General features: G+C 71.6%; 23 protein-coding genes and 1 pseudogene. 14 read left to right on the top strand and 10 right to left on the bottom strand.

Features of this window, described 5'->3' with window-relative positions:
- Positions 1-9: 9 nt before the first annotated feature.
- From AS97_RS15180 to AS97_RS15195, 4 genes are read right to left on the bottom strand one after another with little or no spacing between them, the layout of a single operon-like run.
- Positions 10-993 carry a carbohydrate ABC transporter permease gene (locus AS97_RS15180; protein ID WP_236670263.1) on the bottom strand — a complete coding sequence of 328 codons (984 nt, stop codon included), beginning with the start codon at positions 991-993 and terminating at the stop codon, positions 10-12.
- Positions 990-1931 (bottom strand): sugar ABC transporter permease, encoded by a 942-nt coding sequence (locus tag AS97_RS15185; RefSeq protein WP_059143140.1) that lies wholly within the window; start codon positions 1929-1931, stop codon positions 990-992. The genes AS97_RS15180 and AS97_RS15185 overlap by 4 nt, the downstream gene beginning before the upstream one ends.
- Positions 1928-3283 carry an extracellular solute-binding protein gene (locus tag AS97_RS15190; RefSeq protein ID WP_059143139.1) on the bottom strand — a complete coding sequence of 452 codons (1356 nt, stop codon included), beginning with the start codon at positions 3281-3283 and terminating at the stop codon, positions 1928-1930. Before AS97_RS15190 ends, AS97_RS15185 begins: the two co-directional genes overlap by 4 nt.
- The gene (locus tag AS97_RS15195) at positions 3280-4407 is read right to left on the bottom strand and encodes a sialidase family protein (protein WP_210565078.1); all 1128 of its coding nucleotides are present in this window, start codon (positions 4405-4407) and stop codon (positions 3280-3282) included. The genes AS97_RS15190 and AS97_RS15195 overlap by 4 nt, the downstream gene beginning before the upstream one ends.
- Positions 4408-4669: 262 nt before the next feature.
- On the opposite strand from AS97_RS15195, the gene AS97_RS15200 reads away from it, so the two are divergent.
- Both AS97_RS15200 and AS97_RS15205 read left to right on the top strand, forming a co-directional pair.
- Positions 4670-5275: a hypothetical protein gene (locus tag AS97_RS15200; protein WP_059143137.1), complete on the top strand. Its 606-nt coding sequence runs from the start codon at positions 4670-4672 to the stop codon at positions 5273-5275.
- A gap of 343 nt (positions 5276-5618) precedes the next feature.
- Positions 5619-6944, top strand: a complete 1326-nt coding sequence (locus AS97_RS15205) for an MFS transporter (protein WP_210567217.1) — start codon at positions 5619-5621, stop codon at positions 6942-6944.
- 288 nt (positions 6945-7232) lie between these two features.
- Here the strand turns inward: AS97_RS15205 and AS97_RS15210 are convergent, their stop codons facing one another.
- Complete coding sequence (locus AS97_RS15210) at positions 7233-7457, bottom strand: hypothetical protein (protein WP_059143136.1); 225 nt, start codon at positions 7455-7457, stop codon at positions 7233-7235.
- A gap of 88 nt (positions 7458-7545) precedes the next feature.
- Between AS97_RS15210 and map the strand changes: the two genes are divergently transcribed.
- A complete protein-coding gene (gene map / locus AS97_RS15215) occupies positions 7546-8403 on the top strand; it encodes a type I methionyl aminopeptidase (protein ID WP_059143135.1) in 858 nt (285 codons plus the stop codon).
- Positions 8404-8530: 127 nt separating this feature from the next.
- A complete protein-coding gene (locus AS97_RS15220; protein WP_086710027.1) occupies positions 8531-9175 on the top strand; it encodes a biliverdin-producing heme oxygenase in 645 nt (214 codons plus the stop codon).
- Between the two features lie 58 nt (positions 9176-9233).
- On the opposite strand, the pseudogene AS97_RS15225 reads toward AS97_RS15220, so the two are convergent.
- Positions 9234-9437 (bottom strand): annotated as a pseudogene (locus tag AS97_RS15225) (GNAT family N-acetyltransferase); the annotation flags it as partial.
- 737 nt (positions 9438-10174) lie between these two features.
- Between AS97_RS15225 and efeO the strand changes: the two are divergent.
- The 4 genes from efeO (at position 10175) to AS97_RS15245 (ending at position 14510) form a co-directional block, all read left to right on the top strand.
- On the top strand, positions 10175-11308 hold the full coding sequence (efeO, locus tag AS97_RS15230; RefSeq protein ID WP_125760831.1) for an iron uptake system protein EfeO: 1134 nt from the start codon (positions 10175-10177) through the stop codon (positions 11306-11308).
- A gap of 11 nt (positions 11309-11319) precedes the next feature.
- Entirely contained in the window at positions 11320-12603 is a 1284-nt protein-coding gene (gene efeB, locus AS97_RS15235; RefSeq protein WP_210565080.1) for an iron uptake transporter deferrochelatase/peroxidase subunit, read from the top strand.
- A 73-nt stretch (positions 12604-12676) separates the two neighbouring features.
- On the top strand, positions 12677-13654 hold the full coding sequence (gene efeU, locus AS97_RS15240; protein ID WP_059143125.1) for an iron uptake transporter permease EfeU: 978 nt from the start codon (positions 12677-12679) through the stop codon (positions 13652-13654).
- A complete protein-coding gene (locus tag AS97_RS15245) occupies positions 13605-14510 on the top strand; it encodes a hypothetical protein (protein ID WP_059143124.1) in 906 nt (301 codons plus the stop codon). Before efeU ends, AS97_RS15245 begins: the two co-directional genes overlap by 50 nt.
- A 146-nt stretch (positions 14511-14656) precedes the next feature.
- Here the strand turns inward: AS97_RS15245 and AS97_RS15250 are convergent, their stop codons facing one another.
- Positions 14657-15394 (bottom strand): bifunctional DNA primase/polymerase, encoded by a 738-nt coding sequence (locus AS97_RS15250; RefSeq protein WP_059143123.1) that lies wholly within the window; start codon positions 15392-15394, stop codon positions 14657-14659.
- A gap of 169 nt (positions 15395-15563) precedes the next feature.
- On the opposite strand from AS97_RS15250, the gene AS97_RS15255 reads away from it, so the two are divergent.
- Together AS97_RS15255 and AS97_RS15260 are read left to right on the top strand one after the other, a co-directional pair.
- Positions 15564-16466: a glycerophosphodiester phosphodiesterase gene (locus tag AS97_RS15255; RefSeq protein ID WP_210565081.1), complete on the top strand. Its 903-nt coding sequence runs from the start codon at positions 15564-15566 to the stop codon at positions 16464-16466.
- Positions 16467-16841: 375 nt separating this feature from the next.
- On the top strand, positions 16842-17873 hold the full coding sequence (locus AS97_RS15260; protein WP_210565082.1) for a small ribosomal subunit Rsm22 family protein: 1032 nt from the start codon (positions 16842-16844) through the stop codon (positions 17871-17873).
- Between the two features lie 182 nt (positions 17874-18055).
- On the opposite strand, the gene AS97_RS15265 is transcribed toward AS97_RS15260, so the two are convergent.
- Entirely contained in the window at positions 18056-19060 is a 1005-nt protein-coding gene (locus AS97_RS15265) for a serine hydrolase domain-containing protein (RefSeq protein WP_210567218.1), read from the bottom strand.
- A 59-nt stretch (positions 19061-19119) separates the two neighbouring features.
- A complete protein-coding gene (locus tag AS97_RS15270; RefSeq protein ID WP_210565083.1) occupies positions 19120-20460 on the bottom strand; it encodes a multidrug effflux MFS transporter in 1341 nt (446 codons plus the stop codon).
- A 91-nt stretch (positions 20461-20551) separates the two neighbouring features.
- Here AS97_RS15270 and AS97_RS15275 point away from each other — a divergent pair, with 91 nt between their 5' ends.
- Entirely contained in the window at positions 20552-21565 is a 1014-nt protein-coding gene (locus tag AS97_RS15275; protein WP_059143119.1) for a Gfo/Idh/MocA family oxidoreductase, read from the top strand.
- An 84-nt stretch (positions 21566-21649) separates the two neighbouring features.
- Here the strand turns inward: AS97_RS15275 and AS97_RS15280 are convergent, their stop codons facing one another.
- Entirely contained in the window at positions 21650-23272 is a 1623-nt protein-coding gene (locus AS97_RS15280) for an alkaline phosphatase D family protein (protein ID WP_125760497.1), read from the bottom strand.
- A gap of 173 nt (positions 23273-23445) precedes the next feature.
- Here AS97_RS15280 and AS97_RS15285 point away from each other — a divergent pair, with 173 nt between their 5' ends.
- The 3 genes from AS97_RS15285 to AS97_RS15295 all read left to right on the top strand — a co-directional run bounded on the left by AS97_RS15285 (position 23446) and on the right by AS97_RS15295 (position 26153).
- Positions 23446-24219, top strand: a complete 774-nt coding sequence (locus AS97_RS15285; RefSeq protein ID WP_059143117.1) for an SDR family oxidoreductase — start codon at positions 23446-23448, stop codon at positions 24217-24219.
- A gap of 252 nt (positions 24220-24471) precedes the next feature.
- Positions 24472-25086 carry a hypothetical protein gene (locus tag AS97_RS15290; RefSeq protein ID WP_125760495.1) on the top strand — a complete coding sequence of 205 codons (615 nt, stop codon included), beginning with the start codon at positions 24472-24474 and terminating at the stop codon, positions 25084-25086.
- Positions 25087-25268: 182 nt separating this feature from the next.
- Positions 25269-26153 (top strand): glycosyltransferase family 2 protein, encoded by an 885-nt coding sequence (locus AS97_RS15295; protein ID WP_260613516.1) that lies wholly within the window; start codon positions 25269-25271, stop codon positions 26151-26153.
- The last annotated feature ends 17 nt before the right edge of the window (positions 26154-26170 follow it).

Here is a 26170-nt window from a genome sequence, read left to right on the forward strand (position 1 = left end):
TGACGTCTCTTACGCTTTGACACTCCCCTCCGTCAGCCCTGTGCGCCAGTACCGCTGGAGTACGCCCATCAGCACCATCAGCGGCAGGACGGACAGGAACGCCCCGCCGACCGTGTACTGGTACAGCTCCGGCTGCCGGTCCGCGTACCCCTGCCAGGACGTCAGGCCGAGCTGGATCGGGTAGAGATCGGAGTCGGAGAGCATGACCAGCGGCAGAAAGAAGTTGTTCCAGATGTGCACGAACTGGAACAGGAAGACGGTGACCAGCGCCGGGGTCATCAGCCGCAGCCCCAGCGTGGAGAAGATCCGGGCCTCCCCCGCGCCGTCGATCCGCGCCGCCTCCAGGAGGGAGTCCGGCACGGCGGCGGCCGCGTAGATCCGGCACAGATAGACCCCGAAGGGGCTGACGATGCTGGGGATGAGCACGGCCCAGTAGGTGTTGGCCAGGCCGATCTCGCTGAAGAGGAGATAGAGCGGGAGGGCGAGCGCCGTGCCCGGGATCAGCACTCCGGCCAGGATGACGTTGAAGACGCCCTCCCGGCCGGGGAAGCGGAACTTGGCCAGGGCGTAGCCGGCGGCGGCCGACAGCAGGGTGGCGGCGAGCGCGCCGACGCCCGCGTACATCAGGCTGTTGGCGAACCACCGTACGTAGATGCCGTCGTCGTAGGTGAGCACCCGGTGCAGATAGTCGAGCGGGTGCGGGTCGTGGAACCAGAAGCCGAAGGTGCCGAAGAGATCGCTGCTGGACTTGGTGGAGGAGACGACGAGCCAGTAGACCGGGGTCAGGAAGTAGAGGGCGGCGACGGTGAGCAGCGAGACGGTGACGATCCGGTGCCGCAGAGGGGGTTCCGTCCCCTCCCGGCCCCTCGCCGCGCGGCGGCCCGCACCGGGCCGGTCATCGGGCGGGACCGCCTCCGGCCGCCCCTTCCCGGGTGCGGCCTCGTCCGCGGGCTCGCTCGCGACCGCGCCCGCCAGGTCGTTCGCCTCGTTCATCCGTTGTCGCCGTCCTTCCCCCGCCGGCCCACGAGTCTCAGGAATCCGAAGGACAGCACGCAGGCGACGAGGGCGAGCAGAACCGCCTCGGCCGCGGCGATGTGCTGGTTGTTGCTGGTGAACGCCTCGTTGTAGGCGGCCAGATTGGGGGTGTAGCCGGAGTCGATGGAGTTGCTCAGCGGTTTGAGCACCTTGGGTTCGGCGAAGAGCTGCAGGGTGCCGATGAGGCTGAAGACGGTGGTGAGCACGAGCGCGGGCCGGATCAGCGGGAGTTTGATGTGCCGGGCGACCTGCCAGGCATTGGCCCCGTCGATCCGCGCCGCCTCGTACAGCTCTCCGGGTACGGCCTTGAGCTGGGCGATCAGCACCAGCATGTTGTAGCCGGTGAACTGCCAGGTGACGATGTTGGCGATGGACCACAGGACCGCTCCGCGGCCCAGGAAGTCCACGTCCCAGCCCATCGAATCGGCCATCTCCACCAGCGGGCTGATCCCGGGGACGTAGAGGAAGCCCCACAGGATCGACGCGATCACCCCGGGCACGCCGTACGGCAGGAAGAAGGCGGTCCGGAAGAAGCCGACCCAGCGCGCGGAGGCCGCGTCCAGCAGCAGTGCGAGCGCGGTGGCGAAGGCGATCATCAACGGGATCTGGACGGCGCCGAAGAGCAGCACCCGGCCGAAGCCCGCCGTGAACCGGTCGTCCTCCAGGGCGTGGGCGTAGTTGGACAGGCCCGCCCACACCTGTTTGGTCTCCCCGCCGAGGCCGAGCGGTCCGGTGCGCTCGACCTTCAGCAGGCTCTCGTAGAGGGCGTAGGCGATGGGGGCGATGAAGCACAGCAGGAAGAGCGCAAGGAAGGGCAGCAGAAACCCGGACGCCGCCCGGGCGCTGCGTGCCTCGGTCCGGGTGAAGCGGCGGGGGGCTTTGCTCACCCGCCTCACCCGGCCTTCACCTTGAGGCCCTTTTCCTTGAGGTCGGTGATCGTCTCGCCCTGCACCTTCTTCAGCACGGAACGGAAGTCGGACCCGTCCCCGATGGCGGCGGTGAAGGCGTCGCCGAGCCGCTGGTAGAGGGTGTCCGTGGCGGGGCCCCACTTCCAGCTGGTGTCCACGCCTTTGCTCGCCTCGTCGAAGACCTTGCTGTACGCCTGGCCCCCGAAGAAGTCCTTGTGCACATCGAGCTGGGAGGTGGTGTACCCCTGCTTGGCGCCCGGGGTGCCATAGCCGTTCTCGATCAGGAGCTTGATCGACTCGGGATCGGTGTTGAGCCAGATCGCGAAGGCCAGCGCGTCCTTGGGGTACTTGGTCTTGGCGAAGACCGCGGTGGTGGAGCCGCCCCAGTTGGCGAAGGAGGCGTCGCCCCTCTTCCACTGCGGCATGGGCACCACGCGCCACTTGCCCGCGGTCTTGGGCGCGTTGCCGACCAGCAGGGCGTCGCCCCAGCTCGCGCCGAGCCAGGAGGCGATGGAGCCGGTCTGGACGTCCTTGTACCAGGCGTTCTGCCGGTCCGGAATGGTCTTGATGAGCTTCCGCCGGGCCAGGTCGTACCAGTAGTCGGCGACCTTACGGGTGGGCTCGTCGTCGATGGAGACGGTCCAGGTGTCGCCCTCGGTGCCGAACCAGCGCGCCCCGGCCTGCCAGGCCAGCCCCGCGAAGCGATTGCCGTTGGTGGCCGAGAAGGTCTCGATCCAGGCGCCCTTCTTACGGATCGCGGTAGCCGCCGCCTCGTACTCGTCCCAGGTGGTGGGCGGTTCTATGCCCCACTTGTCGAACAGGTCCTGACGGATGAACAGGCCCATCGGACCGGACGCCTGCGGTACGGCGTAGACCGCCTTGCCGAAGACGGACTGCTGCCACTGCCAGCCGATGAACATGTCCTTGTGCTCGGCGACCCCGTACTTGGTCAGATCCAGCAGCCCGTTGTCGACGAGGAAGCTGGGCACGACCGGGTATTCGATCTGGCCGAGGTCCGGCGGATTGCCCGCCTTGATGGCGGCGTGCATCTTGGCGTACTGGGCGCCGTCGACGGCCGAGACCTTCTCGACCTTGACCCGCACCTCGGGGTTCTCGCTGTTCCACAGGGCGACGGGCTTGTCGATGCCCGGCACCCAGGACCAGAAGGTCAGGGTGATCTTCTCGCCCTTCTTACGGTCCTCGGGTTCCCCGCCCCCGTCGTCGTCCGAGCCGCAGCCCGCGAGGGCGAACCCGGCCGCCGCGGCGGCCGCGCCGCCGAGGACGGCGCGGCGCGGCGTGCCGGACGGCCATGTGTTCCCGTTTCCTGCGGTATCGCTCATACCAGCCTCTCCACCGGAATGCGCCGGAATGTGATGGTCGAGTAGGCGCTGAAGTCGCCGGTCTCGTAGAGCAGTCCGACCGTGGCCTCGTCGAGCCGGACCAGATCGGAGTAGGCGGCGGGCAGGCCGTTCACGGTGTGCGTGGGGTGCCAGGTGACACCGCCGTCATGGCTGGTGCGGACGGTCATCAGCGCCCGGTACGCGGGGTCGGCGGGGCCGGAGAAGAGCAGCGCGTCCGGTTCGCCGAGGTGCAGCACACTGCCCTCGACCACGGGGGCGACCAGACCGGCCTGCGGCCGGAAGGGCAGGTCCAGGGTGGCGCCGCCGTCACCGGAGTGGGCGTCGGCGCGGTTGCCGGGCGCGGTCGCGTCGGTGCGGGTGTTGAAGTAGACGCGGCCGTCGGAAAGTTGGGCGGCGGTGGTCTCGTTGACGTTGACATAGCCGTCGGGGTTGTCGTCCACGTACCCGATCCGCCAGGTGGCGCCGTCGTCGTCGCTGAGCAGATCGTGGCCGCCGTTGTACCGCCCCTCGGTGCCGTCGTCGCCGGGGACGGTCGGCGGCAGGGAGTGGTTGGCCGCGACGACGATCCGGCCCGCGTGGGCGCCGTACCGCAGCTGGAGGGCGTGGCCGGGCGTGGTGGCGTACCAGCGCCATTCGGGCCGTTTGATGCTCGCGGTGATCTCGCGGGCCCCGCTCCAGCTCGCGCCGTCGTCATCGCTGTACGTCAGCCACACCCGCCGTCCGTCGGCCGCGCTCACCTCACCGCGCCGGATCCGGTCCTCGGTGGCCGAGGCCGCGCTGCGGATGTGCACCAGCAGGACGCGGCCGTCGTGGGGGCCGCCGTCGAGGACGACGGGGGCGGGGTTGCCCGCCGTTCCGTCCTCGTCGCGGGCGACGATCTGTAACGCGCCCCAGGTCCGCCCGCCGTCGGCCGACCGCTTGAGCACCAGGTCGATATGGCCGTAGTCGGCGGAGGAGTCCACCCGGCCCTCGGCGAAGGCGAGGACGGTTCCGGCGTGGGTCAGCACGACCGCCGGAATCCGGTAGCTCGTGTACCCCTCGGTTCCCGCCCGGAATGGAACGGACACCTCGTACGAGCGTGCCGCCCCCGTATCGACTGTCACCAGACCTCCCGATGCCCCGTCGCAATCGAGTGCCGAGTCAGAAAAATGGGACGTAGGACGTCCCTTGTGTCCGGTGACCTTAGGGTTTGCCTCACAGAGCGTCAAGAGACGGCGCATGAACAGTTGGAGACGCGGAAAGGAGCACAAACGGCCGCCGGGCGGGGGCTCGATTGACGGCATGCCTGCCGCATATGCCCCGATCGGGTGAGCCGGGCCCGAATCGCGCCCGCCGGGGCGCGGGCCGGGGCAGGATCCGGATGCCATGGACGCCGTAAGGGTTGCACTGCTGCGCGAAGCCCTCGCCGGAACGGAATGGCTCCAGGCCACCCGCCGCTTCGCGGGCTCGCTACGGGCCTCGGTCGGACCGCGCGCGGGCGGACTGCTGCTGGTCGGCAGCGAGAGACACGAACCGTGGCACCTGGCCGCGCACCTCGACGACGAGGCGGCCTGGTCCGGACTGCCCGAACTGTCCCCCACCCTCGTCCGCCACCGGGTGCCGGAGGGCGGCGCCGTGCCCGCGCATCTGGCGGTCGGCCTCGGGCGGCTGGAGGGGGCGGGCCGCGGGGAGACCCTGCTGGTGGTCGCGCCGGACGACCCCGGGGCCGGGCTGCTGGAGCGGGTGAACGACGCCCGCCGGGGCGGGGCGACCGTGCTCGCCCTCGACGGCGGCGACACTGGGCTGCACGCCCTGGCCCATGACGCGCTCTCCGCCCCCGAGGGCGGCGAACTCGACCTCGACACCCTCCAGCACCTGGTCAGCGCGGCCGCCGGGGAGAACAGCCTGCCGCGCCCGGGCCGGCGGCGCTTCCAGGACCGGCTGGCCCGGCTGGCCGAACACTTGGCGGCGCCGCCGCCCACGCGGTGGTGAGGGCCGCTCCGGTGCGCGCATTGGTGAGGGTCGCTCCGGCCCGCGCACTGGCATGGATCACCCTGGCCCGTACACGGGTGAGCGACACCCCGGCCCGCACGCTGGTGAGGGCGCCCCGGCCCACATACCGGTGACGGCCCCCCAGCCCGCACACCGGTGACGGCACCCCGGCCCACACACCGGCGACGGCACCCCGGCCCACACACCGGCGACGGCACCCCACGAGCCGTAAGGCCACGAGCCGTAAGGCGCCGCGCGGCCCGTCATAGCAATAAGGCGCCGCGCGGCGGGTAATTCGGTTGCTCAGCGCGGGGGCCCGGTCGGACGATGTCACCTCGTGACCCTGACCGACCAGGACGACCCTCCGGGGCCCCGCGCGCCGCGGCGGGTTCGCGCGCTACTGCCCGACCTCGCCCCCTGGCACTCCTCGCGTGACTTCCGGCTGCTGTGGACCGCGGGGCTGGTGACCGCCTTCGGCAGCTTCCTGACGATGGTGGCGCTGCCGCTCCAGATCAAGGAGTTGACGGGCTCCGCCGCCGCGGTCGGCGCGATCGGGGCGGTCGAGCTGGTGCCGCTGATCGTCTTCGGGCTGTACGGCGGCGCGCTGGCCGACGCCGTGGACCGGCGGCGGCTGATCCTGCTGACCGAGGCCGGGCTCGGGCTGCTCGCCGCACTGCTGCTGGTCAACAGCCTGCTGCCGGATCCCATGCTGTGGCCGCTGTACGTGGTGGCCGCGCTGGCCAGTGCGCTGACCGGGCTCCAGCGCCCCGCCATCGACGCGGTGGTGGCCCGGATCGTCCCGCACGGCCAGCTGACCGCGGCCGCCGCGCTCAACTCGCTGCGCTGGCAGCTGTCCGCCATCGCGGGGCCCTCGCTCGCCGGGGTCGTCGTGGCGTACGCCGGGCTGCCGCTCGCCTACGGCCTCGATCTGCTGACGTTCGCCGTCTCCGGACTCCTGGCCCTCCGGCTGACCGCCGCCCCGCCCGCGCACGACGCCGAACCGCCGTCGCTGCGCGCGATCGGGGAGGGCGCGCGCTACGCCTGGCGGCGCAAGGAGCTGCTGGGCACCTACGCGGTGGACATGGCCGCCATGTTCTTCGCCTTCCCGAACGCGATCTTCCCCTTCCTCGCCGACGATCTGGACGCGCCCTGGGCGCTCGGCCTGATGTACGCGGCGGGGTCGGTCGGCTCGGTGGTGGTCAGCGCGACCAGCGGCTGGACGTCCCGGGTGCACCGCCACGGCCGGATGGTGGTCGCGGGCGCGGCGGTCTGGGGCCTGGCCATGGCGGCGGCCGGAGGGCTGTCCAACGTCTGGCTGGTGCTGCTGTGCCTGGCAGTGGCGGGCGGCGGGGACATGGTGAGCGGACTGTTCCGCGCCACGCTGTGGAACCAGACGATTCCCGAGAGACTGCGCGGCCGGCTGGCCGGTATCGAGCTGCTCTCCTACGCCACCGGCCCCCAACTGGGCCAGGTCCGGGCCGGAACCATGGCCGGGTGGGTGGGCGTACGGGCCTCGGTGTGGTCCGGCGGGCTGGCCTGCGTGGCCTCGGTCGGCCTGCTGGCGCTGGCGCTGCCCCGGCTGATGAGCTACGACGCCCGGACGGACGAGCACGCCCGCCAAGCGCGCGAGGCGCGCGAGGCGCGCGAGCTCCGCCCCGCCACCGGCTGATCGCCGGGCGCCGTGCGCCCGGCGCCCGGCGCACGGCGCCCGGAAAAGCCTCGGCGCCCGGGACAGCTCACCGCACCCGGGAAGCCTCAGCCTGCCGCCAGTGGCTCGCGCTCTCGCGCGGTCTCCATCGCGCGGGCGGCCTCCTCCGGGGGCGTACGGGCCGAGGCAGTGGGCGGCCCGGCACTGGGGGGCCGGGCCGCTGGTCCCCCGGCACCCCGCACCGGGGAAGCGCTCCGCGCCCCGGCAGGGGCCCGAGCGCCCGGGGAAACTCACCCCACCCAGTGCGTCTCAGCGCGCCGCCGGGGGCTCGTCGTCCCGCCAGCGGGGGTCGTTCTGCCACTCCTCGTTGCGCTCGCGCGCGGTCTCCATCGCGCGGGCGGCCTCCTCCGGGGAGGCGTAAGGCCCGAGGCGGTCGGCGGCGCGGCACTCCGGGCCCTCCTCGACCTTCTGGTGCCGGATGCAGTAGTACCACTCACCGGGCTTGCCGGCGGTTCCCCTCTTGAACAGCGCCATCCCGGCCTCCGGCCTCCGCTCGTTCCCCAGTGGCCCGAAGGGCCCTTGCGGCCATGCTGCCCCATGCGCCGCCGATACACTCGCTGATATGTCTGGCCAGTCGCTTCTAGTCCCGGGGACGCTCTCCCCCACCCGCCCCGTCCCCGCCTCGATCCCGCGCCCGGAGTACGTCGGCAAGGCGGGCCCGACACCTTATGACGGGCCCGAGGTCCAGGACGCCGAGACGATCGAGCGCATGCGGATCGCGGGGCGTATCGCCGCACGGGCGATGGAGGAGGCCGCCAAGCTGATCGCGCCGGGGGTCACCACGGACGAGCTGGACCGGGTGGCCCATGAGTACATGTGCGACCACGGGGCGTACCCCTCGACGCTGGGCTACCGCGGGTTCCCCAAGTCGCTGTGCAGCTCGGTCAACGAGGTCATCTGCCACGGCATCCCCGACACCACCGTCCTGAGGGACGGCGACATCGTGAACCTCGACGTCACCGCCTACATCGGCGGGGTGCACGGGGACAACAACGCCACCTACCTGTGCGGCGAGGTGGACGAGGAGTCGCGGCTGCTCGTGGAGCGCACCCGGGAGTCCCTCAACCGCGCGATCAAGGCCGTCAAGCCGGGCCGCCGGATCAACATCATCGGCCGGGTCATCGAGTCGTACGCCAAGCGCTTCGGCTACGGGGTGGTCCGCGACTTCACCGGCCATGGGATCAACTCCTCGTTCCACTCCGGCCTGATCGTGCCGCACTACGACAGCCCGCACCACACCACCGAGATCAAGCCGGGGATGACCTTCACCATCGAGCCGATGCTGACGCTCGGCACCTATGAGTACGACATGTGGGAGGACGGCTGGACCGTGGTCACCAAGGACCGCAAGCGGACGGCGCAGTTCGAGCACACACTGGTGGTGACGGACTCCGGGGCGGAGATCCTCACCCTGCCGTAGTGGGCTGACGGGTTCTGGGGAGCAGCGGGGCCTCACCGACGGCCCCTCTTCAACTGCGGGCAGTTTTACCGACAGCCTGTCGGGAAAGCATTGGCTAACCTACCCGCCTCGGCCCCGGAGGTCCACCGTGGAGTTCTCCGCCCTCATCCGCACCGCCTCGCGGGAAGCCCACACGGACGTCGGCAGCTCGTCGTTCATGACCGATCTGCTCGGCGGGCGGCTGGGCGTGGCGGCCTACCGCCGCTACTCCGAGCAGCTGTGGTTCGTCTACCGCGCCCTGGAGACCCCGGCCGACGCGCTCGCGGCGGACCCCGTGGCGGGGCCGTTCCTCCGGCCGGAGCTGGCCCGGATAGCCGAGCTGGAGCGCGATCTGGCCTATCTCGGCGGCCCGGACTGGCGCACCGGCCTCACCGCGCTGCCCGCCACGACGGCGTACGCGGCGCGGGTGGCGGAGTGCGCGCGCGAGTGGCCGGCGGGCTATGTGGCCCACCACTACACCCGCTATATGGGCGATCTCTCCGGCGGCCAGTACGTGCGGGACACGGCGGAGAAGACCTGGGGCTTCGACCGTAAGGGCGACGGGGTACGGTTCTACGTCTTCGAGTCGATCGGCAACCCGGCCGCCTTCAAGCGGGAGTACCGCGCGCTGCTGGACGCACTGCCGGTGGACGATCTGGAGAAGCAGCGCGTCGTGGAGGAGTGCAAGCGCGCCTACGCGCTGAACGCGGGGATCTTCCAGGAGCTGGCCGAGGAGTTCCGGCTCAGCGCCTGAGGCACCGTACGCTCAGCGCCCTGCTGAAGGCCCAGCTCCAACCTTCCCTGTTCTGGGACTACTTCAGGGGCAGCTCGGCGAGCATGACGGCGTAGACCGGGGAGTCCGGGAAGGGCTGGCGCTCCCCCACCTCGCGGAAGCCCCAGGACTCGTACAGGGCCTGGACCCGGGGGTGTTCGGCGTCCACCAGCAGGACCACGAGATCCTCGTCCCGGCCTGCCATCAACGCGCGGGTCAGCCGCTCGGACACGCCGCTCGCCTGGGGTCGATCCGCCTCGTTGTCACCCGGCCGTCCGAGACGTTCGTCCGCCTCGGCGTGGTGGACCGGTCCCGCAATATCCCCTACCTGCGGACGGACTCAGGCGGCGACAACACCCGGGGCCGGGGGCTGCTGTTGGTCGATGCCCTCACGGACCGGTGGGGGACGGACCGATGCGTGGTCCCCGCACCGCCGGTGCTCGCGGTCCGGCTCCGCCTCGCGAACACCCCCGCCCCATAAGCCGGGTGGGTCGCTGGACTCCGGGCCCCGTACCGGACGACGGCCCCAGCGGCCCGCCCTCCAGGCAGGAGGTACCCCGGATGACCGCTCCGGCCCCATCCATGACGGCCCACTGGCACTGCTACCGCTGGGCCGGAGACCGCCCCATCTACGACGATGAGTCCGCCCGGGACGCCGCGCCGCTGCCCCGGGTCTACCGGCGGCCGGTGGAGGCGATCCGCCGTCCCCGCACCGGGGGGCCGATCGTGCTGCCGCCGCGCGACCGGCGGCGACGGCCCACGCCCGGAGAAGGGGCCAGCCCCAGGAGAGAGGTGCGTCACTCTTTCCCGACAACGAACCGCATCAAATCAGCCAGCTTGACCGAATCTTTGTCATTCGCAGGGGAATTCTTGACCTTACCCGCGATCCACACAGGCAAGGCTCAGTTAAGTTAGGCCCGCCTTATCCGACTGCCTTGCTCCCGCCCTATCCGCTCTGTCCTGATTCCGTCTGGAGCCTGTATGCGAGCCGCTCGCACCCCTGTTGTCGCCGCGATATCGGCGCTGACGACGATCACCGCCGTGGCCGGTTGCGCCCAGAAGTCCGACGCCAAGGGCTCCGACGCCATTCAGGTCACCGCCTCCGACAGCGCGTGCGAGGTCTCCAAGAACTCCTTCCCCGCCGGGCATGTGAAATTCGCGGTGGAGAACAAGGGCTCCAAGGTCACCGAGGTCTATGTCTACGCCCCGGGCGACCGGATCGTCACCGAGCGGGAGAACATCGGCCCCGGCACCCGCGCCTCGATCAACGCCGAGATCAAGACCGGTTCGTACGAGATCGCCTGCAAGCCCGGGATGAAGGGCCACGGCATCCGCCAGAAGGTGTCCGCCACCGGCAAGGGCAAGCCGGCCCAGCGCGACCCCAAGCTGGACAAGGCGGTGGCCGAGTACCGGACGTACGTCCAGAAGCAGGCCGACGACACGCTGCCCGTGGTCCAGAAGTTCGCCGACGCGATCAAGAAGGACGACCTCGAGGGCGCCAAGAAGCTCTACGCCCCCTCGCGCGTCGGCTGGGAGCGCACCGAGCCGGTCGCCGAGTCCTTCGGTGACATCGACCCCAAGGTCGATGTGCGCGAGGACGGTCTGGAGAAGGGCCAGAAGTGGACCGGCTGGCACCGGCTGGAGAAGTCGCTGTGGCAGACCAAGAAGATCACCGCGGCCGACCACGCCCTCGCCGACCAGCTCATCAAGGACCTGAAGGACTGGCAGAAGCGCGTCGGCACCGCCGACATCACCCCCACCGGCATGGCCAACGGCGCCAAGGAGCTGTTGGACGAGGTGCAGACCGGCAAGGTCACCGGTGAGGAGGAGCGCTACAGCCACACCGACCTGGTGGACTTCGAGGCCAATGTCGAGGGCGCCGAGACCTCGTACAAGCTGCTCAAGCCGGTGGCGTCCAAGAACGACGCGGCGCTGGCCAAGGACCTCGACAAGCAGTTCGCGGCCGTCGGGAAGCTGCTGGACAAGTACCGCGAGGGCGAGGGCTTCGTGTCGTACGACACCGTCTCGGAGTCCCAGCGCAAGAAGCTGTCCGACGCGGTCAACGCGCTCGCCGAGCCGCTGTCCCGGCTCGCCGCCGCCGTCGTCACCAAGTGAGGGGGCCGGACATGACCGACGAGGCCAACACGGCTCCCTCGCCCGAGGCCAACACCGCACCCTCGCGCCGGGCGCTGATCGGCTGGGGAGGCGCCGGGCTCGCGCTCGGCGCCGCGGCAGCCGGCGGCGCGGCGGCCGCGCTGGGCGGCGGTGCGGACGACACCGAAACGGTCGCCGACAGCGGCGCCGCGGTGCCCTTCTACGGGGCGCACCAGGCGGGGATCGCCACGGCGGTGCAGGACCGGCTGCACTTCGCGGCGTTCGACGTCACCACCGACGACCGCGCCGAGCTGATCGCGCTGCTCAAGGAGTGGACCAAGGCGGCGGCCCGGATGACGCAGGGGCATGCGGTCGGCGGTGGCGCGGTGAGCGATCTGGCGGAGGCACCGCCGGACGACACCGGCGAGGCGCTCGGCCTCATGGCGTCCCGGCTCACCCTCACCATCGGCTTCGGGCCCACGCTCTTCACGGACAAGAAGGGCAAGGACCGCTTCGGCATCGCCGACCGCCGCCCCGAGGCGCTGATCGACCTGCCCGCCTTCCCGGGCGACAACCTCGACGCGGCGCGCAGCGACGGCGATCTGTGTGTGCAGGCGTGCGCGGACGACCCGCAGGTGGCCGTGCACGCCATCCGCAACCTGGCCCGGATCGGCATGGGCAAGGTGGCCATCCGCTGGTCGCAGCTGGGCTTCGGCAAGACGTCCTCGACCACGCCGGACGCCCAGACACCCCGCAACATGATGGGCTTCAAGGACGGCACCCGGAACATCGCGGGCACCGACACCGCCGCCCTGGAGAAGCATGTGTGGGTGAGCGGGAAGGCGGGCCCGGCATGGCTGGCCGGCGGTTCGTATCTGGTGGCGCGCCGGATCCGGATGCATATCGAGACCTGGGACCGCACCTCGCTCAAGGAACAGGAGGACGTCTTCGGCCGGGACAAGGGCGAGGGCGCGCCGCAGGGCAAGCAGCATGAGCGCGACGAGCCGAATCTGAAGGCGATGCTGCCCACCGCGCATGTCCGCCTCGCGCATCCGGACTCCAACGGCGGGGCCCGGATCCTGCGCCGCGGCTACTCCTTCACCGATGGCACGGACGGTCTGGGGCGGCTGGATGCGGGGCTGTTCTTCCTCGCCTACCAGCACGACGTACGGGACGGGTTCGTACCGGTGCAGCGAGCGCTGGCACGTAAGGACGCGCTCAACGAGTACATCCAGCACGTGGGTTCGGCGCTCTTCGCGGTCCCGCCAGGCGTCCGGGACGCGGACGACTGGTGGGGCAGGGCGCTGTTCTCCTGACGGACCCTCCCACGTTCTCCTGACGGACTCCCCCAGAAACCCACCGGATCCCTCGACAAGGAAGGCGAACCCCGTGTTCGGCAATTACCTGATCGGTCTGCGCGAAGGGCTCGAAGCCAGCCTGGTGGTGTGCATCCTGGTCGCCTATCTGGTCAAGACCGGGCGCCGGGACGCACTGCGCCCGGTGTGGCTCGGGGTCGCCGTCGCGGTTGGCTTGAGCATGTCCTTCGGCGCGGCGCTGGAGTTCGGCTCGCAGGAGCTGACCTTCGAGGCGCAGGAGGCGCTGGGCGGCTCGCTGTCGATCCTGTCGGTGGGCCTGGTGACCTGGATGGTGTTCTGGATGCGGCGCACCGCCCGCCATCTGAAGTCCGAATTGCACAGCAAGCTGGACGCGGCACTCGCGGTGGGCACCGGGGCGCTGGTGGCCACGGCTTTCCTGGCGGTGGGCCGGGAGGGCCTGGAGACCGCGCTGTTCGTATGGACGGCGGTGCGGGCGAGCAACGACGGTACGGCGGATCCGCTGATCGGCGTGGTCCTGGGACTGGTCACCGCGGTGGTGCTGGGCTGGCTGTTCTACCGGGGCGCGCTCCGGATCAACCTGGCGAAGTTCTTCACCTGGACGGGCGCGATGCTGGTCGTGGTGGCCGCCGGGGTGCTCGCGTACGGCTTCCACGATCTGCAGGAGGCCGACTGGCTGCCCGGGCTGCACTCCCTGGCCTTCGACATCAGCTCCACCATCGCGCCGGACTCCTGGTACGGCACGCTGCTCAAGGGCGTCTTCAACTTCCAGCCGGACCCGACCTGGCTTCAGGTGTGGATGTGGGCGCTCTATCTGGTCCCCACGCTCGCGCTGTTCCTGCGTCCCGGTAGGGTGTCGCCGTCCACAGCAGCCCCCAGGAATCGGGAGCCGGAGCCCCATGACACGCAGGCCGCCCCGCCGGCAGTTGACAGTTCCGACCGCAGCGGCGGTACTGACGCTGGGGATGACGCTGACGGGGTGCATGACGGTCCACGGCGAGCGGGAGAACATTCCGTCGGTGGACAAGGCTGAGGCACCCAAGGCGCTCGAGCGGTTCACCGACACGTACAACAAGGCGTACCGGGAGCTGGATCCGGCGCTGGCGAGCCAGGTGGAGACGGGCCCGCTGGAGGCCATCACCACCGCCGACCTCAAGGCCCAGCACGCGAGCTCCCCGAACGGCAACCCCAAGTACCCGGCGCTGGAGCTGTCCGACGTCACCTACCGCATCCCCAAGCAGGTGGGCTGGCCGAAGTTCTTCGTCGCGGACACCGACAGCAACCGCGACGACAACCGCTGGCTGTTCGTCTTCACCCGCGGCGGTGCGGACGAGCCCTGGAAGGCCGCCTACCTGTCGATCCTCAGCCAGGACGAGGTGCCGGACTTCGCGACCGACAAGGACGGCTGGGCCAAGCCGGTCCCGACTGAGGGGCCGACCCCGAAGCTGGCGACCCGGCCGGACAAGCTGAGCGCGGAGTACACCGACTACCTGATGACGGGCGAGGGCTCGGTCTTCGCCGACGGCCAGTCGACCTCGGGGCTGCGGGACACCCGGAAGAAGTTCCTGCGCACCCCGAAGTTCTGGACCGAGTACATCGACACCCCGGCGCAGGGCGCGCAGAACGCCCCGGTGGGGCTGCGCACCTCGGACGGCGGGGCGATCGTGTTCTTCTCCTCACACCACCGGCAGAAGCAGACGATGGCGAAGGGGTTCCGGCCCAACCCGGATCCGCAGATCAAGGCGCTGATGACGGGCGAGGCGAAGAAGGCGGTGACGCTGACGAGGGTTTCGGAGTCGGCGGTGCGGGTCCCCGCGAAGGACGCGGCGGACCCGAAGGTGGTCTTCCTCAACCGCCTGGAAGGCGTCACCGCGGCAAGGGGCGAATAGGCAAGGTTGTGGGCAATCGTTCCTCCTCCCAGCTACCGCTGGGAGGTGCCCCCGGCGAGGGGGGTACCTCCCATGCCCTTAAGGCTATGGGGGAGGGTGGGCACAACCGGGCCACCGGCCCGCACCCGACAACGCAACCGCAAGGGCTACCGCCCTATAGGCCAAGCAGCCGATTCGTGCTCATGGTCCTCGCCCACGAACCGCGCACACGCATCGGTCAGCGCCTCCAGCAACGTCAGCGGATCCGGCAGCGGCCGCTCCGGCCCGAGCAGCCACCCCACATGCCCGTCCCCCGGCAGCTTCGCGGGCGGCATCAGCACATAGCTGCCCCGGCAATGCCACCGCAGCCCCGGATGCTCGTCCATCGTCTCCGGGTGGCAGTCCAGCTCACAGGGCCACCACTCGTCCTCGTCATCCGGCGTGCCCCGGGTAGCGGTGAAGAACAGCATCCGCCCCTGCTGGAGATCGCCGCTGCTCGTGGCCACCGGCCCGACCTCGACCTCGGCCGCGCCCAGCCGCTCCAGGGCCAGCCGCCCGGCGTCCGCGGGTACGTCGAGCACATCGTGGACGATGCCGGTGGCGGTGATGAAGTTGGCCTGCGGATCGGCGCGCAGCCACTGCGCGACCTTGTCCGGGTCGGTGGTCGCCTGGGTCTGCCAGGCGAATGAGACGGGGTGGCGGCCCGGGGTGGGACAGCCGATGCGGTCACAGGAACAGCCGTAACCGGAGGGGTGGGCGGCCGGCGCGAGCGGGAATCCCGCCGCCGCGGCGGCCATGAGCAGGTCCTCGCGGACGCCACCGGCGCCCGCTCCCGTGTCGTGGTCGCCGCCCGCTCCGCTCCTCGGCCGACGCAGCCACTGGGAGAACCTGCCCTTGCGTTCCATCTACCGCCTCGCTTCACCGCCGGTACCGGCGGTACGGCCGATACCCGATCAATGCTGCCACCATCCTGCTCCGGAAGTGGCCGGTGTCCGCATCCGGGGTGGGTGAGACCACCCCGACCGGGTGTCGATATCAGGGCATCATCGACATCTCGCCCCTAGCGTTCCCTCTATGATCAGCAGGCATTTTCTGACCGCCGTCGTGGTGCTCGGCCTGTCCATACCGGCGGCCGTCGCGGCCCACCCCACCGCTCGTCCGTCCGTACGACGCCTCATACCCCCGACCGGCGAACCGGCGCGGCTCCAGCCCGCGCTCACGGCGCCGTCGGCCGGCAAGCCCGCCGTCGTCTACACCGCGCACCGCGGCGGCGCCCTGGAAGTGCCCGAGAACAGCATGTCCGGGCTGGCCAGTGCCTTCAGTCGGCACGACGTCCAGGTCCTCGACTTCGACACCCGCATGCTGGGGGACGGCACGCTCGTGGTGATGCACGACGCGACGCTGGACCGCACCACCGACCGGACCGGGCCCGTACGGGCTCTGACCGCCGCCCAGTGGCGGGGTGTCCGGCTGCGCCCCGACCCCTCCCTGCGCGGCACCTGGCGGCCCGAGCGGCCGCCCACCGTCGCCGAGGCGCTGGACCGGTTCGGCGGCCGGATCACCTTGATGGTGGAGGCCAAGGACCCGGAAAGCCTGCCCCGGCTGGCGCGGATGATCCGCGACCGGGGTCTGATCCTCTCCGTCTACGTCAACAGCAACCGCCCCGAGGTGGCCCGCGAGGCCCACCGGAGGGGGCTGATGACCCAGCTGTGGCGGTCCGCCCGGCAGATGCGCACCGACACCCCGCGCGACTGGCGCGGCGTCGTCGATCTGCTGGACGTCGACTACCGGGCGCGCGAGCAGGATGTGCGGCGGGCCGTCGCCTCCGGGATACCACGGGTGTGGGCGCACACCGTGGACACCCCGGCGCAGCGGGACCGGATGCTGCGGCTGGGGTGCGACGGCATCATCACGGACGCACCGGCCCTGCTGGTCTCCACACCCGCACGAACGCCGCGGGCACCCGGCGGGAGGTGAGCGACAGCCGACGGCGGTGGGCGTCGGCCATACCCAGACCGCCCGCCGGTGCCGCCCCGACCGACCAGCGACCCCGGGCCGGGCGGCAAGGCCGACCTGCGCGACGCCGCCCCTGGGGGCAGCGGGGCCCCGCGAGGCGCCCGGCCCGGACGGCGAGGCCGACCCGGGTGAGACCGACCCTGAAGGCAACGGGGCTCCGCGAGGCGCTCCGGCCCGGGGCAGCGGCCCGGCCCCCGGTCCGCGCGGCGGAGGCGGCCCTGGGGGCAGCGGACCGCGCGGGAGGTTCCCGGCCCAGGCGGCGAGGGCGCCGCCCAGGGGCAGCGCGGCCCCGCCCAGGCGCCGAAGGCGCCCCCTCCCGCCGGTAGAATCCGCCGAATGCACGCCCCCGACACCACCCGCGCCGACGAGACGCCGCAGACCGCGCTCGCCGGTCTGCTCGACGGTCTGCCGCCCCGCCAGGCGGCCCAGGCGGTCGACCGGCTGATCGGCCACTACCGGGGGCGCACCCCGACCGACGCGCCCGTGCTGCGCGACCGCTCCGACGTCGCCGCCTACGCCGCGTACCGGATGCCCGCGACCTTCGAGGCCGTGCGCGCCGCCCTCACCGCCTTCCGCGCCCGGACGCCGGCATGGGCCCCGGCCTCGCATATCGACATCGGCGGCGGTACGGGCGCGGCGAGTTGGGCGGTGGCCGCCACCTGGCCGCGCGACGGGCACACCACCACCGTCCTGGACTGGGCGGAGCCCGCACTGGCCCTCGGCCGCGAGCTGGCCGGGCAGGCGCCCTCCAAGGCGCTGCGCACCGCCCGCTGGCAGCGCCGGACCATAGGGGACGGGCTCGCACTGCCGGACGGGACGGACCTGGTCACCGTCAGCTATGTGCTGGGCGAGCTGACCGAGGCCGACCGGCGGGCCGTGGTCGCCGAGGCGGCGCGCGCGGCCCAGGCCGTGGTGCTGATCGAACCGGGCACCCCGGACGGCTATCTGCGGATCCGCGAGGCGCGGGACCGGCTGCTGGCGGCCGGGCTGCGTATCGTCGCCCCCTGCCCGCACGGCGCGGCCTGCCCGATCGAGCCCGGCGCCGACTGGTGCCACTTCGCCGCCCGGGTCCGCCGCTCCTCCCTCCACCGGCAGGTCAAGGGCGGTTCGCTGCCGTACGAGGACGAGAAGTTCAGCTATGTCGCGGCCGTACGGTTCGACGCCACGCCCGCCGACGCGCGGGTGGTGCGCCGCCCGCAGATCCGCAAGGGCCAGGTACTGCTGGACCTGTGCGCCCCCGAGGAGGGGCTGGGCCGCACCACGGTGACCAAGCGTCAGGGGCCGCTGTACCGGGCCGCCCGCGATGTGTCCTGGGGCGATGTCTGGCCGCCGGAGGACCAAAACCCATCCAGCGCCTCGGGCCGGTAACGCGATCCCGCCCCTCCGGCGTTTGAGGAGCGGGGGCCGGGGCGGAGCCCCGGCGGGGTTCGAGGGGGCGGAGCACCCTCGTTTCGGGAAGGGGCGGGGAGGGGAAACAGCCGGACACCCCGCAGGACGTCGTGCGGCCGGGGAAGCTCAGGGCCGGGGAAGCCCAGGAGCCCGGGGCCCTCTCAGCCCATCGCCCGCGCCAGCGCCGTGCCCACCGCCGCGCGGGGCGCGCTGTCGCCGGGGCGGCGGCGCGGATGCACGGTCGTGGCGAGCAGCACCAGATAGACCCCGCGGGCCCGGTCCACCACCAGGCTCGTCCCGGTGAACCCGGTGTGCCCCGCGGCGCCGCGCCCGGCCAACTCGCCCATGAACCACGGCTGGTCGACCTCGAAGCCCAGCCCCGGCGCGGTCAGCATCAGCTCGGTGGACTCTCGCGACAGTACGGGCCCGCCACCGGCCAGCAGCGTCCGGCACAGCACCGCCAGGTCCCCGGCGGTCGAGAAGAGCCCGGCATGGCCCGCGACCCCGCCCAGCGCCCACGCGTTCTCGTCGTGCACCACGCCCCGCAGCATCCCCCGGTCCACCTTGCCCCAGGGCCGCCGCTGGTCCTCGGTGGCCGCGGTCCGGGGCAGCCAGGAGGCGGGAGGGTTGAAGCGGGTGGCGGCCATGCCCAGCGGGCCGGTGACCGTCTCCCGCACCAGCCGGTCCAGCGGGCGCCCGGCGGTCCGCTCCACAACGCGCTGGAGCAGCAGGAAGTTGAGGTCGGAGTAGCGGCGGGCGGTGCCGGGCGGGGTGACCGGTGGCTCGGCCGCGAGCCGGGCCAGCCGCCGATCCACCCCGTCCTCCTCGTACAGCGGCAGTTCGGGAATCAGCCCCGAGGTGTGGGTGAGCAGCTGCCGCACGGTGATGCCGTGCTCGGCGGCGGCCGTGCACTCCGGGGCGTACGCGGCGACCCGCGCGTCCAGCGCGATCAGCCCGCGCTCGGCGGCCCGCAGCGCCACGATCGTGGTGCACAGCTTGGTGAGCGAGGCGAGGTCGAAGAGGGTGTCGCGGCGCACCGGCACCCACCGCTCGCGCGGCAGCTCCACACCCCGGTCGGCCCGCTCGTCGTACGCCGCGTAGCGCACCGCCCAGCCGAAGCACTCCTCGGCCAGCGGGCCCGATGCGGTCCCGGCGGCCAGTGCCACCCCCGAACACCAAGGGCGCTCCCCTTCGGGAAGCGCCCTGACGATCTCCAGCAACCGGGTCAGACCACGGTCACGCTCTGCTTGGTACGTCGCTGCCACGGACGGCAGAGTCCCACGAAGCAGGCGATGGCCGCGAGCGCGGAGACGAGCTGGACGACGGCCAGCGGCACCGCCGTGGTCTCCCCCGCGATCCCCACCAGCGGGGAGGCGACGGCGCCCAGCAGGAAGGTGGAGGTGCCCAGCAGCGCGGAGGCGGAACCGGCGGCGTGCGGCGTGCGGTTCAGGGCCTGGGCGTTGGTGTTCGGCATGGCCAGGCCCATCGCGGACATCAGCACGAACAGGCACCCCGCCACCGGGACGAGACCGGCCTTCCCGAAGACCCCGGAGGCCAGCACGAGCAGCGCGGCCGCCGCGACGGTGATCACGACCAGCCCGACCATCAGCACCTTGTCCATGCTGACCCGGCCGACCAGCACCCGGCCGTTGAGCTGACCGGTGGCGATCAGGCCGATCGAGTTCAGCCCGAAGAGCAGGCTGAAGGTCTGCGGTGAGGCGCCGTAGATCTCCTGGACGATGAAGGACGACCCGGCGACGTAGGCGAAGAGCGCCGCGAAGGCGAAGCTGCCCGCGAGCATGTAGCCGGTGAAGACGCGGTCGGCGAGCAGCCCGCGCATGGTGCGCAGGGTCTGGCCGAGCCCTCCGTCCTGGCGCCGCTCGGGCGGCAGCGTCTCCCCCAGCCACCGCCAGACCACCAGGGTGAGCAGGGTGCCGATCACGGTGAGCACCGCGAAGACTCCGCGCCAGTCGGTGAAGCGCAGGATCTGGCCGCCGATGAGCGGGGCCACGATGGGCGCCACGCCGGAGATCAGCATCAGGGTGGAGAAGAAGCGGGCCATCGCGATGCCGTCGTAGAGGTCCCGGACCACGGCGCGGGCGATCACGATTCCGGCCGCGCCCGCGAGCCCCTGGAGCAGCCGGAAGCCGATGAGCAGCCCGGCGGTGGGGGCGAAGGCGCAGATGGCGGTGGCGATGACGTAGATCACCATGCCGATGAGCAGCGGACGGCGGCGCCCCCACCGGTCGCTCAGGGGGCCGACGGCGAGCTGGCCGAGCGCCATGCCCATCAGGCAGGCGGTGAGGGTGAGCTGGGCGGTGGCGGCCGAGCTGTGGAACCCGTCGGTGACCTCCGGCAGGGCCGGGAGGTACATGTCCATGGACAGCGGCGGGAGTGCGGTGAGCCCGCCGAGGATCAGGGTGACGAGGAGGCTCGTACGGCGCTGCGCGGTGAGCCCGGGAAGGGCGGCAGCGGAGGTGCGGGAGGCGGCGGAGGTGTCGGGGGACAAGGTTCCGGGACGGTCGGCCCGGGTGGGAGCGGCGGCCGGTTGGCCGGACTGCTGCATGCGTACCTTCCATGAGTCGTCGATGCGTCTCTATGCTCTCAGCAATTCGAATGGAGTCGAACTCCTGTGGGCAGGGGGGAACGGGGTCGGGATGGCCGGGACAAGCGGGTCAAGGGCCGTGCGATGGGGGATTCTGGCGACCGGTGGGATCGCCGCCTCGTTCACCACGGATCTGCTGGAGATGGCGGACGCGCAGGTCATCGCGGTCGGCTCGCGCCGGCCGGAGTCGGCCAAGCGATTCGCGGAGCGGTTCGGGATATCCCGCGCCTACGGCGGCTGGGCGGAACTGGCCGCCGATGACGACATCGATGTGATCTATGTCGCCACCCCGCACTCGGCCCATCGGGAGGCGGCCGGACTGTGTCTGGAGGCGGGGCGGGCGGTGCTGTGCGAGAAGCCGTTCACGCTCAATGTCCGTCAGGCCGAGGAGCTGGTGGACCTCGCCCGGGCCCGGGGCCGCTTCCTGATGGAGGCGATGTGGACGTACTGCGATCCGGTCGTCCGCAGGATGACCGAGCTGGTCCACGACGGCGCGATCGGCGAGGTCCGGGCGGTCCACGCGGACTTCGGACTGCCCGGCCCGATCGACCCGGACCACCGGCTGCGCGATCCGGCGCTGGGCGGCGGCGCCCTGCTGGACCTCGGCGTCTATCCGGTGTCCTTCGCGCAGTTGCTGCTCGGCGAGCCGGCCGAGATACGGGCGGTGGGTCAGCTCTCCCCCGAGGGCGTGGATGTGAACACGGGCCTGGCGCTGGGCTGGGACAGCGGGGCGGTGGCGCTGCTCTCCTGCTCGATCACCGCGGATACGCCGATGACGGCGGCGGTGACGGGCACGGCGGGGCGGATCGAGTTCCCGCGCGGCTTCTTCCACCCCGAGCGCTTTGTGCTGCACCGGCCCGGCCGGGATCCGGAGGAGATCACGGCGGTGGACGGGCTGCGCTCCTACCAGCGGGAGGCGGCGGAGGTGATGCGCTGCCTGCGCGCGGGCGAGACGGAGTCCCCGCTGGTGCCGCTGGACGGCACGCTGGCGGTGATGCGGACCCTGGACGCGGCGCGGGAGCGGCTGGGGGTGCGGTATCCGGGCGAGGACGAGGGCGTGGGGTGACGAGGTGTGAGGACGAGGTACGAGGTACGAGGTGTGAACCGGGCGGGCCCGGCGCTTGGGGTGCGCGCCGGGCCCGTCCGTTCGTCAGACCTGCTTGAGGCCGGGGTTCCCGGCCTCGCTGACGAATGACGCCGCCGTGGTGAGCGGCGCGTCCGGGGTGGTGACCGCGGAGACGGTCTTGTAGTCGGCCCGTGCCCGCTCCTCGTCCAGCGAGACCGTCACATAGCCGCGCCGGCCGTTGTAGAACTTCATATGCGGGTTGGCGGCCATGTAGGTGGCCCAGTTGTCGGGCTTGTCGGCGCCGTCCTTGCCGCTGCTGACGGAGGTGCCGACGAACTCCACACCCAGGGTCCGGGACCCCGGGTCGTCGAAGTCCTTCTTGATGTCGAAGGCGTAGTGCACATGGACATCGCCGGTGAGCACCACGAAGTTCTCCAGGCCCGCCTGCTCGACACCGGCCAGGATCCGCTCGCGGGAGGCGGGGTAGCCGTCCCAGGAGTCCATGGAGAGCTTGGAGCGCGCGGCCGTGGTGTTCTTCCGCTGGGAGAAGGTGACCTGCTGCGGCAGTACGTTCCAGGTGGCGGTGGAGCTCTGGAAGCCGCTCAGCAGCCAGCGCTCCTGGGCGCTGCCGGTGAGGGTACGCGCGGGGTCCTCGGACTCCGGGCCGGGGTACTGCCAGCCGTCGCCGTACGCCTGGTTGGAGCGGTACTGCCGGGTGTCGAGGATGTCGAACTGGGCCAGCTTGCCGTAGTGGAAGCGGCGGTAGAGCCGCATATCGGCGCCGTCCGGCTGCTGCGGCATCCGCAGCGGCATGTTCTCCCAGTACGCCCGGTAGGCGGCCGCCCGGCGGATCAGGAACTCGTCCGAGGGGCCGCCGTTCTCGTCGATGTCGCCCGCGTAGTTGTTCTCGGTCTCGTGGTCGTCCCAGGTGACGTACCAGGGGAAGGCGGCGTGAGCGGCCTGGAGGTCCTCGTCGGACTTGTAGAGCGCGTAGCGCAGCCGGTAGTCCTCGAGGGTCATCGTCTCGGCGTTGAACACCGAGGGGAGGGTGCGGTCGGTGTACTTCCGGGCGCCGCCCACGGAGTTGACCGCGTACTCGTACTGGTAGTCGCCCACGTGGAAGACGGCGTCCAGGTCCTCGTCCGCCAGGTGGCGGTAGGCGGTGAAGTAGCCGTCGTGGTACGCCTGGCAGGACACCAGGCCGAAGCGCACGTCCCGGACCTTGGCGCCCACGGCGGGGGTGGTGCGGGTGCGGCCCACCGGGCTGGTCCAGTTCCCGGCCCGGAAGCGGTACCAGTAGACGCGGTCCGGCTCCAGCCCGCCCGCGTCCACGTGCACCGTGTAGTTGAACTCGGCGTGCGCGGAGGTGGTCCCGCGGCGGGCGACGCGCTGGAACTTCTCGTCGCGGGCGATCTCCCAGCCGACCTTGACGGTGCCCTCTTCGGGCAGCCCGTTGCCGGGCTCGTACGGGCGGGGCGCCAGCCTGGTCCACAGCACGACCGCGCCGGGCAGCGGGTCGCCGGAGGCCACGCCGAGCGTGAAGGGGTTGTCGGCGAGCGCGCGCGGGGTCACCTGCGCGGCGTGGGCGCTGGGCAGATTGGTGGTGAACGCGAGCGCGGCGGCGGCTCCGGTGACGGTGAGGAAGCGGCGGCGTCCCAGACGTGCGGCCGCGGCTCGTATGGCCTGCTGGTGCGAGTCGTGTGCCATGTGCTCTCCCCTGGCTCGTGGCGTCAGAGGAATTGCAGTGTCGGGGGGCGGCCGGCCGCTTGCGTGCACGCGACATCGATATGGCCGCTGGGTGAGGTCCGTCGCCGGAAGGGACCATTGCGGCGAATCGACACCTCCACACGGCGAACTGACGTGGCGTACGCTGCGGCGCCATGAGCGACGGTCGTGTGTCGGTGGTGTCGAAAGTGGCGGTGGTGACGGGCGCGGGCTCCGGCGTCGGCCGGGCGGTGGCGCTCGAACTCCTGGAGGCGGGCTGGTCGGTGGTGCTGGCGGGGCGCCGCGAGGAGGCCCTGGCGGAGACGGCGCGGCTGGCCGGCGGCGGCCCGCCGGCCCCCGTGGTGCCGACGGATGTGGCCAGTCCGGAGCGGGTGGAGGCGCTCTTCGCGGCGGCGCGGGAGCGGTTCGGACGGCTCGATCTGCTGTTCAACAACGCGGGGAGCTTCGGCCCGCGCGGTGTGGCCCTGGCGGACCTGGCCTACGAGGACTGGCGGTCGGTCGTGGACACCAATCTGACGGGCGCGTTCCTGTGCGCCCAGGCGGCGTTCCGGCAGATGCGGGATCAGGAGCCACAGGGTGGACGGATCATCAACAACGGCTCCATCTCGGCGCACGCGCCCAGGCCGGACAGCGTGGCGTACACCGCCACCAAGCACGCCATCACGGGGCTCACCAAGTCGCTGTCGCTGGACGGGCGCCGGTACCGCATCGCCTGCGGGCAGATCGACATCGGCAACGCGGCGACCGAGATGACCGAGCGGATGTCCGCCGGTGTACCGCAGGCGAACGGGGAGGTGGCGGTCGAGCCCGTGATGGACGTCGCGGACGTGGCGCGCATCGTGCGGCATATGGCGTCGCTGCCGCTGGAGGCCAACGTGCAGTTCGCGACGGTCATGGCGACGGCGATGCCATACATCGGCCGCGGCTGACGGATGAGGGTTCGTCACCCGTCCTAGATAACCCTCCAATTGTGGAGATGATGTGAGGATGCGGGCAATTCACTCCATCGGCTCAGCGGCTTCGACGCCACGGCCGACACACCCGCTCACCCACCTCCGGACCGGCCCCCTCTGCCACCCCCGGACTGTTCGAGGCCCGCTCCATATGGCAAGGTCGTTTCCCACCGCGCCGCACCTTTCACCACCGCCCCACGACCGCCATCCGAACGAAGAGAGACCGCCGTGCGTTCTCTGCCGCTCACCTTGGTCGCCCGTCTGCTGCCCGTCGCCGTCCTCGCCGCCGCGGGGGTGGCCATGACGACGTCGGACGACTCGGACGCGGGCGCCACCCCGGCGGGCCCCTCCCCGCAGACCTCGGCCCCGGCCACCGGCGCCGCCGCGCCGCGCTACGCCAAGCCGCCCGCGGAGGCGTGCACCACCCTCCCGGAGTCGATGATCAAGGACCTGGTGCCGGGCGCCAAGGCGGCCGGGAACGAGCTGAAGTCCAGCGACCTGGGCCGCCGCACCGGCTGCTCCTGGCACGCCCTGGACGACTTCGACTACCGCTGGCTGGACATCGCCTACGACGTCAAGAGCACCGCCGGGAAGAAGAGCGGGAGCGAGGGCGGCAGCGCGGTGCCCGGCCTCGGCGACGACGCGACGGTGACCGAGAAGACCACCGAGGACGACGACCAGGGCATACGCGAGGCGGTGGTGACGGTCCACCAGGACAATGCCACGGTCACCGTGACGTACAACGGCGGCGACTTCGAGAGCCATAAGGCCGCAGACGGCGATGCGATCCGTAAGGGCGCCATCAGCGCGGCCAAGAAGGCCCTCTCCGCACTCGACGGCTGATCGTTCCGCTCAGTCCTTTTGCTCTGCCTTTTGCTCTGCCTTTCGTTCTGCTCGGTCTTTTTGTTCCGCTCGCTCTTTGAGGCCGGCCGCTCGGTCCTCGATGAACATCAGCCGTACGGAAGTGTCCTTCCGGGTGAACGGATACGATCGCGGGCATCGCACCCGAACTCTGGAGTCCCACCGTGTCCGCCGCCCCCGAACCACGCCTGGGTATCGCCGTCCTGACCATGGGCAACCGGCCCCGAGAGGTGGCGGCCCTGCTGGAGTCGGTCGCGAAGCAGGACGTTCCCCCGGCCCGCATCGTGGTCGTCGGCAACGGCTCCCCGCTCCCGGAGTTCCCCGCCGAGGTGACCGCGGTCGAGCTGGAGGAGAACCTCGGCGTCTCCGGCGGCCGTAACGTCGCCTGGCGGCGGCTGCGCGACTTCGGCGACGTGGACATCGTCATCGACCTCGACGACGACGGGCTGCTGGTGGACGCCGACGTCTTCCGCCGGGTGCGCGATCTGTACGCCGAGGACCCGCGCCTGGGCATCGTGAGCTTCCGCATCGCCGACGAGACGGGTGAGACCCAGCGCCGCCACGTGCCCCGGCTGCGCGCCTCCGATCCGATGCGCGGCGGTGAGGTGACCACCTTCCTCGGCGGCGGCCACGCCCTGTCGGTGGCGATGCTGGAGCAGATCGGCGGCTGGCCGGACGCGTTCTTCTTCACCCATGAGGAGACCGACCTCGCCTGGCGGGCACTGGACGCGCGCTGGAAGGTCGTCTACGCCCCCGAGCTGCTGCTCCAGCACCCCCGGACCTCCCCCGCCCGGCACGCCGTCTACCACCGGATGACCGCCCGCAACCGGGTCTGGCTGGCCCGCCGCCACCTGCCGCTGCCGCTGGTCCCGCTCTACCTCGGCACCTGGACGCTGCTCACCCTCGCCCGCACCCGCTCCCTGACGGGGCTGCGGGCCTGGGCGGGCGGCTTCCTGGAGGGCCTGCGCACCTCCTGCGGCCGCCGCCGCCCGATGCGCTGGCGCACGGTGTGGCGCATGACCAAACTGGGCCGCCCGCCCGTGATCTGACGGGGTGACGGACGAAA

Origin of the sequence: Streptomyces sp. AgN23 (genome assembly GCF_001598115.1) — a bacterium.
In the GTDB taxonomy this organism is placed as follows: Bacteria; Actinomycetota; Actinomycetes; order Streptomycetales; family Streptomycetaceae; genus Streptomyces; species Streptomyces antimycoticus.